At 46.5% G+C, this 14,256-nt stretch carries 11 protein-coding genes; 8 read left to right on the forward strand and 3 right to left on the reverse strand.

Features of this window, described 5'->3' with window-relative positions:
* The first annotated feature begins 377 nt into the window (after nucleotides 1-377).
* Entirely contained in the window at nucleotides 378-1,484 is a 1,107-nt protein-coding gene (locus R7P35_RS02995) for an NADH:flavin oxidoreductase (protein ID WP_213889787.1), read from the forward strand.
* A gap of 80 nt (nucleotides 1,485-1,564) precedes the next feature.
* Here the strand turns inward: R7P35_RS02995 and R7P35_RS03000 are convergent, their stop codons facing one another.
* A complete protein-coding gene (locus R7P35_RS03000) occupies nucleotides 1,565-2,455 on the reverse strand; it encodes a LysR family transcriptional regulator (RefSeq protein ID WP_318091667.1) in 891 nt (296 codons plus the stop codon).
* A gap of 155 nt (nucleotides 2,456-2,610) precedes the next feature.
* Here R7P35_RS03000 and R7P35_RS03005 point away from each other — a divergent pair, with 155 nt between their 5' ends.
* The 7 genes from R7P35_RS03005 (at nucleotide 2,611) to R7P35_RS03035 (ending at nucleotide 10,399) form a co-directional block, all read left to right on the forward strand.
* A complete protein-coding gene (locus R7P35_RS03005; RefSeq protein WP_005375789.1) occupies nucleotides 2,611-3,009 on the forward strand; it encodes a RidA family protein in 399 nt (132 codons plus the stop codon).
* Between the two features lie 73 nt (nucleotides 3,010-3,082).
* Nucleotides 3,083-4,543: an aldehyde dehydrogenase family protein gene (locus R7P35_RS03010; RefSeq protein WP_213889789.1), complete on the forward strand. Its 1,461-nt coding sequence runs from the start codon at nucleotides 3,083-3,085 to the stop codon at nucleotides 4,541-4,543.
* A 69-nt stretch (nucleotides 4,544-4,612) separates the two neighbouring features.
* Nucleotides 4,613-5,602: a membrane dipeptidase gene (locus tag R7P35_RS03015; protein WP_213876118.1), complete on the forward strand. Its 990-nt coding sequence runs from the start codon at nucleotides 4,613-4,615 to the stop codon at nucleotides 5,600-5,602.
* A gap of 109 nt (nucleotides 5,603-5,711) precedes the next feature.
* Nucleotides 5,712-7,313, forward strand: coding sequence for a BCCT family transporter (locus tag R7P35_RS03020; protein ID WP_005388593.1), 1,602 nt, complete (start codon nucleotides 5,712-5,714; stop codon nucleotides 7,311-7,313).
* A gap of 101 nt (nucleotides 7,314-7,414) precedes the next feature.
* Nucleotides 7,415-9,151, forward strand: a complete 1,737-nt coding sequence (locus R7P35_RS03025; RefSeq protein ID WP_213904517.1) for a hypothetical protein — start codon at nucleotides 7,415-7,417, stop codon at nucleotides 9,149-9,151.
* Entirely contained in the window at nucleotides 9,148-9,879 is a 732-nt protein-coding gene (locus tag R7P35_RS03030; protein WP_025767672.1) for a DUF3726 domain-containing protein, read from the forward strand. The genes R7P35_RS03025 and R7P35_RS03030 overlap by 4 nt, the downstream gene beginning before the upstream one ends.
* Nucleotides 9,880-10,021: 142 nt before the next feature.
* On the forward strand, nucleotides 10,022-10,399 hold the full coding sequence (locus R7P35_RS03035) for a nuclear transport factor 2 family protein (RefSeq protein ID WP_025767673.1): 378 nt from the start codon (nucleotides 10,022-10,024) through the stop codon (nucleotides 10,397-10,399).
* Nucleotides 10,400-10,481: 82 nt separating this feature from the next.
* Here the strand turns inward: R7P35_RS03035 and R7P35_RS03040 are convergent, their stop codons facing one another.
* Both R7P35_RS03040 and R7P35_RS03045 read right to left on the reverse strand, forming a co-directional pair.
* Nucleotides 10,482-11,477: an ABC transporter substrate-binding protein gene (locus tag R7P35_RS03040; protein WP_005375798.1), complete on the reverse strand. Its 996-nt coding sequence runs from the start codon at nucleotides 11,475-11,477 to the stop codon at nucleotides 10,482-10,484.
* A 141-nt stretch (nucleotides 11,478-11,618) separates the two neighbouring features.
* Complete coding sequence (locus tag R7P35_RS03045; protein ID WP_044129517.1) at nucleotides 11,619-13,853, reverse strand: hypothetical protein; 2,235 nt, start codon at nucleotides 13,851-13,853, stop codon at nucleotides 11,619-11,621.
* Nucleotides 13,854-14,256: the final 403 nt, after the last annotated feature.

The following is a 14,256-nucleotide window of genomic DNA, read 5'->3' on the forward strand; positions in this document are numbered from 1 at the left end:
GAATTCAATATCGATAGTTTGTAATGTAAACATTTGGGGGGAGTGCTAGTTCCCATAGCAGCATACAAACTAACAATGTGAATGTTTGAGTTGAAGCGAAATACAAAAGTTTTACGACTGAAAGTGGGTGAGGAAGCATCTTAGCTCCAGTGAAATGAACACGATTAAGAATCATCCTTTTACATAATCTAAAAACTCACCAAACCTTAACCCAGATTAAAGTTTTGTCGTCTCCGAGGCATTAAGGTGCGCCTGTAGTTTGCAGGTCTCAAGGATTCAGAGAAGGAACAGCCATACATCGTGTATCGCTGTTCCTTTTTCGTTCTTGTTTTCTTGCGAAAAGATAAAACATAAAGACAACTTTAAGAGGACTGGTTTTGAGCATTTTGTTTTCCGAAGCCCGCATTGGCAACATGCCCCTAAAGAACCGTTTTGTGAGAAGCGCAACGTGGGAGAACATGGCGACCGAAGATGGTCACATGACGGCAAAGCTTTACGATATTTACGAAACGCTTGCGAAAGGGGAGGTTGGGCTTATTGTCACGGGTTATGCCAATATCGTTGAAGAAGAGAAACCCAACGCAGGTATGATGGGGATCTACAACGACTCTTTTATTGAAGAATACAAAAAGCTAACAGAGCTAGTACATCAACAAGATTCTAAAATCGTGATGCAAATTGCTTACGGTGGCACCAAAACCACCCATAACGTCGGTGAGCGTGTCATCTTCGCTCCGAGTGACGTGCCTGAGCGTGGTACAAATACGCAAGGCAAAGCGATGACAAAGGACGAAATAGACTACATCGTAAAGGCATTCGCATTGGCGAGTAAACGTGCTCAAGACGCTGGTTTTGACGGCGTAGAGATTCATGCGGCGCACACTTATTTAATTAACCAGTTTTTAAGCCCGTACTATAATCGTCGAGAAGACGAATATGGCGGTGACTTAGAAAATCGCATGCGCTTTCTTTTAGAAATTTATTCTGAAACCAGAAAGCTGGTTGGAAGCGAATTTCCCATCCTCGTTAAACTGACGGCAACTGAGTTCTTTGACGGCGGTTTAACGTTCGATGAAACTCGCGTCGTCTGTAAGACACTTGAAGAAGTAGGCGTTGATGCGATCGTCGTGTCTGGCAATATTCACGGCAAAGCAAACGAACTTGTTGGTCAAACGTTCGATGGTTACACACTACAAAAAGAAGGTTACTTTCACGAATATGGTCACGTGATCAGTCAGGACGTTAGCATACCGGTGATTACTGTCGGCGGGCTGAGCGACATTGATGCGATTGAGAAAATTGCAGAAAACACAGATATCCAATTTTTTGCTGTGTCACGCCCTTTATTGGCTGAGCCGCAGTTGATCAAACGTTGGAAAGAAGGCAATCGCGCACCAGTAGATTGCGAACGTTGCTCAAAGTGTCGTACCAAGCGTGGTAACTTTTGCGTGGTGTATAAGAACCGAAATCGTCGCAAAAAATAGAACGAAGCGAATACACAAATACAAATTAGCCTCCACTCTGAATATGGAGGCTTTTAATTATCCGCATGTTAATCGAACCATTATTTATCTTCTTTTTGATAGTTTAAATAATGCACACAAAGATCGTGAAATGCTTTAGCTTGAGGCGAGATCGTGCGATCGGTTAACGTAAATATACCAATTTGCCTTTCAAGTGGTGGCTCGATAAGCGGAATCCAAACCAAGCGTGTTTCATTGGTTGGGAAAGCAAGCTTCGGTAGGGTCGTGACACCAATCCCAAGTTCTAAGACAGAAAACAGCGAAGTAATATTTTCGACCGAATAGAGCGCTTGCTGACTCAGAGCTCTTGCTGGGGTTGGATCGAGAAGTGTACAAGTGCCGTTACGGATAAAGGGTTGTTCCAACAAAGTTTGCCACTCGATTCCTTCTGGATGACTCGCAATAGGGTTATCCTTTAAACATACCACGCCTATTGGATCGGCTAACAGTGGCGTAAAGTCAATGCCGCCCTCATCGAGGTGAGAGGGGTTACCGAGCGCTAAGTCGACCTCACCGGAGAGTAGGCGAGCCTCGACGCCAGCGGCATTATCGTCTATCAAGCTTACTTCTACATTTGGATACTGTTCGCAAAAGGCGCCCAACACGCTAGGAATGAGCTTCGCTGAAACAGAAGGAACGCTCGCAATTCGCACTCTCCCTTGCTGTCCGGCAGCGGCTGCTTTGAGATCGTTGTCTAGTGCACTGTAGATATTGAGAAACTGAACCACTTTGGGCAGACAAATTTCACCAAACGGGGTCAATTTGGTTTTGTTTCCGGGTTCAAACAGCGTTTGCCCTAGAATTTTTTCAAGCTCTTTTATCGATGTGGACAGTGCCGCCTGAGAACGATTTGCACGATGTGAAGCGGCTCGAAAGCCTCCTTCCTCGACTACCATCACAAAATGCATTAATTGTTGAAGCTTAATACTCATCCCTAATGCCTCTTAATCCCTTTATTTACGTTATTTTAAACAGAGTGATAAGTTTAATTTATCAAATGTCAAAAATTTACCGTTAGATTTATCGCCTGTCAATGTGCATCATTTAACCATATTGAAACAAAGTTGTTACAAAGGTTGAAAGGCACGTGAATACTCCTACTAAAAAACACCCAGTTAAAACCAGTCTATTTGCTTCTAAAGCGCCGCTTGAATGGGCGATAGTCAACAACGGAACCCTGTATACGGCTCAAATTCCTATTGATGACACAGGCGCGGTTGTGGAAGGCGGTATCGAAGCACAAACACGTCAAACCTTTAACAATCTCATTCACACCCTGGAGTGTGCAGGGGAGTCTTTGGACTCGGTGTTGCAGGTCCTGATTTATGTGACTGACAGGGAATACTTAAAGACCGTTAACCAAGTGTACGCGGAATATTTTGAAGCGCCGTACCCAAATCGCGCCGCCATGGTGGTTGCAGGGTTAGCGCGAGAAGAGATGTTGGTGGAGTTTGTTGTCTACGCGTCGGCAAGCCAACCAGAATAAATCCAACGAGAATAATTAGAGATCAGTGAGTGAGTGGCTTGCCATCACAAATCGGAAGAACAAGGAAAGAACCATGACTTTTATTAACAATGTTCAAGCAGAAAAATCCCTCTATATAGCAGGTGAATGGCAATCGGGCATGGACACCATCGCCAATATTAACCCTTCTGATATCAGCGAAAACATTGGCGATTTCGCACAAGCGAGTGTGTCGCAAGTAGAGCAAGCGATTCAAGCGGCTAAATCAGCGCAGCCAGAGTGGGAAAAAACACCAATCGAGCGCAAGCAAGCAGTGCTACAAGCGATTGGTGATGAGCTCATTGCACGATGTGACGAATTGGGCACCTTGCTTTCGCGTGAAGAAGGTAAGCCATTTGCTGAAGGTCGAGGTGAGATTTACCGTGCTGGCCAATTCTTCCAATACTTTGCTGCTGAGGTTCTGCGTCAAATTGGCGATAGCGCTGCTTCCGTCCGTCCAGGTGTCTCCGTTGAAGTTACTCGCGAAGCCGTCGGCGTTATCGCCATTATCTCTCCTTGGAACTTCCCAACAGCAACAGCGGCTTGGAAAATCGCGCCAGCACTTGCGTTTGGCAACAGTGTCGTCTGGAAGCCTGCCAACCTAACTCCAGCGAGTGCCGTTGCACTGACTGAGATTGTCCATCGCCAAGGTTTACCTGCTGGCACGTTTAACCTCGTTTTGGGTAGCGGTTCGCAAGTTGGTAATACCCTTATCAATTCGAAAGATGTGAACGGCGTGAGCTTCACTGGTTCTGTGGACACAGGCCGTAAAGTAGCGGCAGCAACGGCACCAAACTTTGTGCGTTGTCAGCTAGAGATGGGCAGCAAAAACGCGCTCGTAGTGGCGGATGATGCAGACATTCAAATTGCCGTTGAAGCCACAATCGCAGGCTCATTCTCGGGTGCAGGTCAAAAATGTACCGCGTCTTCTCGTCTTGTGGTTATGGACGGAATTCACGACGCGTATGTTGAAGTGCTAATCCAACGCATGAGCGAATTAAAAGTGGGTCACGCACTGGAAGAGGGCGTATTCATGGGTCCTGTTGTTGATGGTAACCAGCTGAATGCGAACTTTGAGTGGATTGAAAACGCACGCCAAGCAGGCGCGGAGCTGGCTTTCGGTGGTGAGCGTCTGAGCCTAGAGCATGACGGTTACTACATGTCACCAACTCTGTTTTTAAATACACAGAATGGCTGGGAAGTGAACCAAGAAGAAGTCTTTGCACCAATGGCAAGCGTGATTCGCGTTTCTGATCTGGATGAGGCAATTGCAGTCGCGAACGATACGCGCTTTGGCCTGACAGGCGGCATTATCACGCAAAGTCTGCGCAATAGCGCGATCTTCAAACAGCAAGTCCAAACGGGCTGCGTCATGGTTAACTTGCCAACTGCGGGTACAGATTATCACGTCCCATTTGGTGGCCGTAAAGAATCTAGCTTTGGCCCTCGTGAGCAAGGGCAGTACGCCAAAGAGTTCTACACCGTAGTGAAAACCGCTTATCAGCGCCCTTACTAAGAACAGCAGGGTAGCTGATGGTGTCAGTTACCCGCACTGAAAGGCTAAGAAATTGTTTAAGGAGTGGTTATGTACCAACAACGGATTGTGATTGACGGATTGCAGTACTGCAATTGGGATCGAGAGTATTTCCAAACGCTTAAGGCGAGTGGCATTACCGCCGTTCATGCCACCATCGTCTACCACGAAACTGCGCGCGAAACCTTAACGCGTTTTGCTGAATGGAACTTGCGCTTCGAGCAAAATGCGGACCTCATCATGCCTATTTATTCAATGGCAGATGTAGAAAAAGCCAAAGCAGAAGGTAAAGTCGGCATCTTCTTCGGCGCGCAAAATTGCTCACCGATTGATGATGAAATTGGCCTGATTGAAGTGATGCGCCGCCAAGGTCTGCTGATCATGCAACTGACCTACAACAACCAAAGCTTACTGGCGACAGGTTGTTACGAACAAAACGATTCCGGCGTAACTCGCTTTGGTAAGCAAGCGATTGAAGAGATGAACCGAGTCGGGATGATCATTGATATGTCCCACAGCGCGGAGCGTTCGACGTTGGAAGCTATCGAGCTCTCTTCGCGTCCAATTTGTATCAGCCATGCTAACCCGACATTTGCGCATGACGCACTGCGCAACAAATCCAACACCGTGATCAAAGCACTGACGGAGCGCGGTGGTTTGATTGGATTCAGTTTATATCCATTCCATTTGCCAAATGGCAGCCAGTGCACGCTGGATGATTTCTGCCAGATGGTAGCGAAAACCGCAGACATGTTTGGCGTCGACCATTTAGGCATCGGTAGTGATCTGTGCTTAAACCAACCGCAACAAGTATTGGAATGGATGCGCAACGGGCGTTGGTCAAAAGCGATGGATTACGGCGAAGGTTCAGCAAGTAACTCGGGATGGCCAGATGCGCTGCCATGGTTCTGCGGCAGCGCAGGGATGGAGAACATCTACAACGGATTAATGGGTCACGGATTCAGTGAATCTGAGGCTGGAAAAATATTGGGTGAAAACTGGTTCAACTTCCTTAAAGAAGGATTAGAGCCTTTTTCATAGCATTCCCCAAAGTAGGAACCGCCTGCCCACATAATAACAATACGGCAGGCGTAAAACTCACATTTGTAGCCAGTCTTTGGCTGCTGCAAAGAACCTCTGGAGCCAGAGTATGTCTGATTTAACCAATAGCATGAAAGCTTCCACGATGAGCGTGTCATCGGGCAAGTCGAAAGCAAAACACAACACATCAACAACAGAAAACACGACGGACAAATTAGGACTGAATAACCCGGCCTTTTGGTATAGCGGTGGTTTCATCGCGTTGTTCGTTGCTATTGCACTTTATGACGGCGAGCTGTTATCTACGATCGTTAACGCTGGCTTTGGCTGGGCAGTTCAGGTATTTGGTCCATACTGGCAGTTACTGCTGCTTCTCACTTTTCTTATTGGTCTTGGCTTGGCTGCAGGGCGAACAGGCAAGGTGATGTTGGGCGGGATTGCAAAACCAGAAATGGACTCTTTCCGCTGGATGGCGATTATTTTCTGTACCTTATTGGCTGGTGGTGGTGTTTTCTGGGCCGCGGCTGAGCCTATCGCACACTATGTTAGCCCACCCCCTTTGTACGGCGCGCAAGATAACCCGCAGCAAGGTGCGGTGAATGCGTTGTCACAATCCTTTATGCACTGGGGCTTTCTAGCTTGGGCGATTGTAGGTAGCTTAACTTCCATCGTGGTGATGCACCTACATTACGACAAAGGTTTACCACTAAAACCACGTATTTTGCTTTACCCAGTCTTGGGCGAACGAGCACTTAAAGGCCAACTCGGTGCATTGATTGACGCGTGCTGCATTATCGCGGTAGCCGCGGGCACCATCGGGCCCATTGGGTTTCTAGGCTTGCAGGTTAGCTACGCGTTAAATGCGCTGTTTGATATTCCTGATGGCTTTACCACTCAGCTTATCATCATCTTGTTTGCGATTGCGCTTTACACCTTGTCAGCACTCAGTGGATTAAGCCGAGGCATGCAACTGCTTAGTCGTTACAACGTGATTCTGGCAATGGCATTGATGGTTTACATCCTGTTTTTTGGCCCTACGAATTTTATCTTTAACGGATACATTCAAGGTGTAGGGAGCATGCTGGATAACTTTATCCCAATGGCGACCTACCGTGGTGATGAAGGTTGGCTAAGCTGGTGGACAGTATTTTTCTGGGGCTGGTTCCTTGGTTATGGTCCGATGATGGCAATTTTTATTGCGCGTATTTCCCGTGGTCGAACTATCCGACAAGTCATTTCCACCATCAGTATTGTGGCTCCGTTAACCACCTGTTTTTGGTTCACGATTGTGGGCGGCTCAGGTCTTGCGTTTGAAATTGCTGAACCGGGTAGCGTGAGTGCGGCGTTCGAAGGCTTTAACCTGCCAGGTGCTTTGCTTGCGGTGACTCAGCAACTACCAATGCCAATGCTGACTTCAATTCTATTTCTGATTTTAACCACGATCTTCATCGTCACGACGGGCGACTCAATGACCTACACAATCAGTGTCGTGATCAGTGGTGAAACGGAGCCGAATGCGATCATCCGTACCTTTTGGGGCGTAATGATGGGTGTGACGGCACTAATCCTGATTTCTCTTGGCTCTGGTGGCATCTCTGCACTGCAATCTTTCATTGTGATTACCGCGGTTCCGGTTTCGTTGATTCTGTTACCGTCACTTTGGAATGCGCCGCAAATCGCAATCAAAATGGCGAAAGAGCAAGGGCTATAACAATTATCTAATTCAAACAACGTGGAGCTTGTGCGGGTGTTTTCCTCCTGCATCCGCACAAACCCTAGTATTCTTACAATAACAAATAGGTGGTGAGCAAAATGGATGCACATCGTTCTACTTATACGGAAGCAACTATGCGCGATGCAGCGATTGTCATGGCAGCCGAAAGGCTTGGCGCAATGCACCAAAACCGAATCAGCTTTGTTCGCAGTCTGATTCGTAATATGGCAAGCCAAAACTGGCAAGTAACCAAGCATGAGTGGCAGCTTTGTCCTCGTGGTTATGGTCATGTGATTTACAAATTGACCACGCCAGAGCACGTTTATCATTTGGTGGTATTCTGTGATGAAATTGCCGACGACGAGCGTAATGATCGCGTAATTGCTGAAAAGTGGGACGTCACATTTGCACTGGTTCAAGGCGATGTTGATGTTACTTTGTTGGAAAGATTGCGAGAAAATGTACCGCTGCAAGAAGCGGGACGTAATCCAAACAACGTACTTGTTCTTGCTCGCGCAAACAAAAGTGTGCGCGTGTTTGAGCACATTGTTAGCGCGCTTTCTCAAGGCGAGCAGCCTGAGCCGAAAGAGTTAGCTGAAGTGGGTTATATCCTGCGTACCACAGCTGTTTATGGTAACGGAAAGTTTGGTATCGCCGATTTCAAACTGTTAGAGAACAACTCAGATTTCAGCCAGTCTTTTAGTGCGCAAATGTGTGCCGTATATATGTTGCGTGAATTCAGCCTAGATTGGGTGCACTATCTGGCACTTCAGCAAGGTGGCGACAACGCGGTGGCTTTGCATCGTGGCTTGCAGCGCTACCTTGGTGTCGGCAATGCGACTGGCTTAGGCATGGCTCCATACTTGATTAATCACCCGTGCATCGTTGACCAATGGATGACCTCTCGCGAACGTGCGGTAGCGCGAGTCTTTGCGATGCCATGTGAAGCGTCGTTCCATGCTCCTTTGCAAGGATTGCTGCAAAAAGCACAGCGTCATTTAGAGCAAGTCATCACCATCAATGAACATCAAGACAGGCTCAATCATCAAGCGATAGCAGACATCAAACAACTGCTATCGGAGCTAACAACGTTAATGGCATTACATCCGAACTGGGCGAGTTTGGTCGAGCATAAGAAAACAATGAGTGTGGAAGCCCAAGAAATCCTCACCTCTTGCTTGATCGAACTCTACCCATCTTTAGTGGATGAATTTGCTAGCCAAATGAATACGGATGAAACGTTATCTATTCCGGGCGGGAAAAAGATCCAAGATTTACTGGAAGTGTTGCAAAGCAAGTACCGCTGGGCGATTGATGCGGATTACTCACTAGCCGAGAACAACTACTGGTTCTGGTATCGCTCACAAGATAAAGAAGAGCCAAGGCTTGGTGTTCGCGGGGAAGAGGCTGGAGAAGAAAAAGAACTGCCGCTTGATATCGGCAGACAAGTGAATCGCTTGTACCAGGCCTTGCTTGACTGTGATGTAGAAATGTCCGTAGCAGAGTTTCTATTGCAAAAACCGGCTTATCGTTCGATCACACGTCGCGTATGGACGCTAGGCAACCGTGCGATGGGGGATATTCAAATGAATGTGCTGCGTAAAGATGCGTTACCAATGCACTTACTGCGCTGTAAATTGGCGATCTTTGGCGCGACTAAGTTTGATCCGCGCTCGGATCGTTGGGTTCGAGTAACCTTCTTCCAGGGCGCGCCGCTGTTAGATGAAATTCACGATCCTAAACTGGCAGACACATGGATTTTCCCTAGCATGCCGCCGCGTGACGAAATTGTGCAAAGTGACAATCAAAAAATCAACGGAGGATTTGCATTATGATCGTCTCTCACAACGAATTGGTGGCCGCGGTTAATAAGGCATTTCTTGGCATGCGCCGTCACTGTGGTGAGGCGGATGTCATTGCGAACATGGTGGCGGACTTGCAAATGGTTGGCTTACATGGAGTTCGTCATTTTAATAACGCCAGTCTGTTTCTTGGGTTAGATTCAGACTGCGCCGTATCGGTGACCAACAGTACGCCGTCAAGCATAGAGGTAGAACTGCACAACGGGAGTGTAGCGTGTCATTTACCCGCGGTGTTGGATTTCGCGCTCGAGAAAATGATCAACCGTAAGTCGATTACCATTACGTTGAAACAGTGTCATAACCGTTGGCTAGGTTTTAGTGAGTTGTTGAAGCTCTCTGCAAAAGGCATTGCGTGCCGTGCACAATGGGTCAATGGCTCTAGTCCCAAGCGAACGCTTTATGTGTTAAACCGTGGACGAATCGCGCCAGAAGTCTTTTTCTCGGATCAGTTTGATGGGCATGATACGGATTTGCATAGTATGGTTATCGAGCTCTCCGTGAACGATTTCGATATCGAGAAAAGTGCACAAGGGTATACCACCCACATTGAAGGTGATGAGTTAAGCCGCACGCAACAAGCTTCTTGGCAAAATGGTATCTTTGTCGAAGACCAAGAATGGGAAACACTGAAACAAACCGCAACCGCGTTGCTGGTGGAGAACAGTGAGCGTTCTATGCTCGGTGCTGGCGGTGTGGTTTAAGCGATGAAAGGCGATGATTCCAAGTAGAAGTGATGAAGGCTGCTCTTTAGCGGCCTTTTTTGTGCGCGAAGTTTGGTCACTTCTGAAGTTCAAAGACTATGATTACCGTTATCCGCAAGATGGAGCAACACAGGTAAGAAAAATGGATCTGCAAGAGAATAAAAGAAATGCCATTGCGTTTTACGAAACCGCCTATCGAGGTAATCCAAGAAAAGCGGTTGAAGACTATGTTGGCGATGAGTACATTCAGCACAATCCATTAGTTGGAAATGGCCCCGAGGCTTTTATCGAGTATTTTGAGCGGATACAAAATGAGTATCCCAATAAAGACATTACGTTTGTGCGAGCCATTGCTGAAGGGAACTTGGTGGCACTACACACTCACCAAACATGGCCTAATGATATTGAATACGTGACAATGGATTTCTTTCGTTTTGATCACAATGGGAAGATCGTCGAACATTGGGACGCTCTGCAAGAGATTCCTAAAGAAACATTGAATGGTCACACCATGTATTAACGAGTCGTTGACGAGTCTCCCATGCCGTTTATTCAAACGGTATGGGAGGTTAAATGATTTGTGGCACTTTAAGTATTAATCATCAAAGCGCTTTTTCGATTCTCACCGCGACGTCTTCAGATACCCAGCCTTTCCACAAGTCAGGGTAGGTATTAAAGAAGTAAAACATCGCTTCTTCACCGTCCGCGTAGTTATCTTCCATCCAGGCCAGCATTTCACTCATTTGCTCGTTGGTAAATCCGCGTTTCTGCAAGTACGCGAATGCTTGGGGTTCTTTGCTCGCAAACGCCTCAGTTGTTACTGTGCGAACTGGAGAAGGTGGGTACATTGTTACTTTTGGTGAAGCGCAATCAGGCTGAGTGGTACAGTTGCGATACTCTTCTAAATCTGTTCCGCTACCAAAATCCACTTTGACCATATCATACTTGCCCAATACGGGGGTCGGTGACCAGTAGTAACCAAACCAAGGCATTTTGCGATCATAGGCTTTGGCGATGGTGCCAGCTAATGCTGCGCCAGATCCTGGGTCAACCATCTCAAAGCCGTGCTCACTTAACCCTAATGCATTAAACAAGTGACCGGAGGTGATTTGGCATGTCCAACCAGCAGGGCAGCTATAAAACGCGAACTTGTCATCATCCTCTGGGTGTTCAAATAGTTTGGCGTGCTTGATGACGCCTTCTATTGTCGCGAGTTCTGGATACTGTTTTACCAGATAGGCGGGAACCCAAAACCCTTCTTCACCACCATTGACAAGCGATTCACTAGCGATGCGCAAGCGTTTATCCGCAATCCCTTTATCAAGTGCTTCTTTAATACCGTTTGTCCATAACTCTGGCGCAACGTCAGGCTGTCCCTTTTCAATCATAGAGGTGCCTGTAGGAACGCTATCACCAGGGATCAATTCCGCATCGCACTGGTAGCCTTCATTTAAGACAAATTGGTCGATGTGCGCCATTAAGCTGGCCGAATTCCAATTCATGTCTGCGATGGTTATTTTTCCGCATTCGTCCGCATTTGCATGAGTAGATAATGCTGATAGCAGCAGAACAGAGAGCATTGAAGGTGTCGTCTTCATGTGACTGAATTTCCTTGTCGTTGTCATTTACTTCAGTATATACATCGGTTTATAAAGATTCAGTGAACAAGTTTTTTTCAGTGACGTTAAGCATAAAAACGGCGATTTATGAAGCGTTTGGTGAGGCGTGTTGAAAGGGAGTTAATACAGCAAGAACACTCCTTCGTAGCCGCCAATCTCAATATGAGAAACATAGTCGCCGATGTTACCGTCTTGATCTACAGGTCGCATAGGCTCTGGAAGTGCGATAGTTATCTTCGGTGAGGAGAAGTAATCGATATTTTTGCCAAAGAAATCAGTCCGATACAGCACTCGGCCTTTGGTGAATTCGCGGGCTAACACCATCTCTGTAGGGCCATGCATCACTACCGCATCGTCTGAGTGATACGCAAAGTACGTATGGGTTGGTAACAAATCGATAGCGCCATTAGGCAAGTCAGGGTGAGCCACTTTGCTCATAGAAGCATCTCCAATCACCGTGTAATCGGCGGAATAGGGCGTGCTGGTGGACATCATTAGCGGAGTCGCCTGATATCCTTCTGGTATTTGATTGGCAGGCTCTCCCAAATCAACGGCAAGCAAGGAGCTAGGTTGATAAGCAATATTCTTTGGTACGCCTGCCTTCCAGAAGTTGTCACTTGTTGTGTTATTACTTCCATATAAGTAGCCATTGTTCCACTGATTAAAGTAAATGCGCTCAGGGTGATAGTTTAAGTAGAACACCGCTAGTGCAGAGTATTGGTCCTGTTTCCAGTTATCCTCAGTGTTGCCAAAGTATTGAACTCGACCATAACGCGTGGTCGCTTGATAAATCACTTTCTGACCCGCTTTGGCGAGTGCAGAGTTATCCCAAAATTTAGCCAAGCCAGCATAGCCACTAAAGCCGGTAGCAGGGAAAAGGTAGTGCTCGCGCAAGTACAAGGAGCCAGCGTTAACCAAGTGGTTTTGCCCATTACGACCGAATAAGTTTGCCGTACCTATGTTGAGGCCAATTAACGCATCTTCATCCAGCGTTGCCAGTTTATTCAAGAACGCCGAGAATTGCGCTTTGTAAGCATCGTCAGCAGCTTGGCTACCCGCCACCAAACCAAGTTCATCCACTGTGCCTCCGGAATATATGTAGAACTGATTTGCACCGAGTAACTTATTCGTATCGTCGTTGTACGCACCATTTAAACCTTGTTTCGCCCATTCAGCTTGGTAATAGTGGCGCATTGTATTGGTAAAAACGGGATTACCGAGATTGGTCAATGCCCAAGAAGAGGTTTGATTCCACATACGACCAAATGGAATAACCCGTGACTCCCAACGAAATCGGGCCGTTGCATTCTTATTCGAACGGTTTTTGTATTCATTCCAAGAAAGATAATTGTCTTGGTTTCGATCTGCAGATTTGTCGAAGCCACGAATTTTACGCCGGCGTTGAATGGTTTGACCTTCCGGTGTCTCCGTTGGTGCTCCTGAGATATTGACGGCAGGGAAGCTATTTTTGAGTTGAATGTTTTCGAGACGTGGGCGGTTTTCTATGTTGCCGTCATGCCAAGTAATTTTCGCAAAGTAAAGGCGGCCGCCGTCGCGTAAAAAGGTGGAGCCAAAGTACTGACCGCCACCATAAGTTTTTCCGCTACCATCATGCGTTGTAGCGCGAACCCAATCCGAAGGAACAGACCAGTTTACTGTTTGGTTTTTAGTCATGTTCTCAGTTTTGTCTTTTTTAATCGCGAAGCGTTTCCATTCTGTTACCCGACCAAACGAGTCGATAGCAGAAGGGTATTCAATCGTGAAGCTGCCGCCTTGAGCAAACTGAGAGAACGTAAAGGCTAAGCGGTCGAACTTCTCTGAGTGATAGACATAGAGGGCTCCACCATTATTCGCCTGGCCAAATACATCAGCATCCCATGGCGGTGGTTGATATAGCCAAAAGCCGGCGTGGTCAGCGCTGGCGGTATAGCCAACGATCATCGGTTTTCGATTGAGTAAGGTATTTTCACCATGGCTTGAGTCGACTTCAGCTAGGATAGTGTCTTCAGAAAAGTGGAGAAAGAAATCTTCGTAGTCAATTCCATTCAGTTCTGCTTGGTTACGTATATCGTTTTCCAGCCAACCTGAGTTAAGTTCCAGCTTTTGGTTGTACATGTAACCAAGCGCTTTTACACGCTCGTTATCACTCTTATCTTTGTAAGCTCCAAACACGATATCGGCATTATCCAACTCCCATTCAAGTGCAGCGGCAGCAGATATAGGCTTATCTTGAAGATCAATACCCTGTTCATGCAATCCAGGTAACACGATTGATGTTCTACTCCAAACGCTGGGTATAGAAAGTAAGCTCAGAGAAGCAAGTGCAATGAGAGAAAAACAATGCGACTTCAACATGGGGTTATCTCACTCATACTTAGATGACTCGAATTAAGGGCCAGAATACAAAGAGAAATTATAGTCCATTCACAAAGTCCTAATCAGGAACCCGCCGATAGAAGGCTTTACCGGAAATCGAGGGGGGAAGCCCGGCAAAAATGAGAAGGTCTGCGTCGGGTGTAGTACGTTCAAAGACTCAAAATTCCATCTACACAAGCACAAAAGTAACCAGAATTTTAACCTTGTTTCGATTGCCATCATATTGTTGGATTTTCATCAACAATTTCAGTTAAAACCAACTGATTAAACCAGTCATATTCTCTGTTGTATTGATTGCTTATCATACAAAAATTTAACGAAATTAATTTTTATACATTTTTATTGCATAAAAAATCCTTTTGAGTAATATAAATGCCAAGTG

The sequence above is a fragment of the Vibrio sp. Vb0304 genome, assembly GCF_033338995.1.
In the GTDB taxonomy this organism is placed as follows: domain Bacteria; phylum Pseudomonadota; class Gammaproteobacteria; order Enterobacterales; family Vibrionaceae; genus Vibrio; species Vibrio alginolyticus.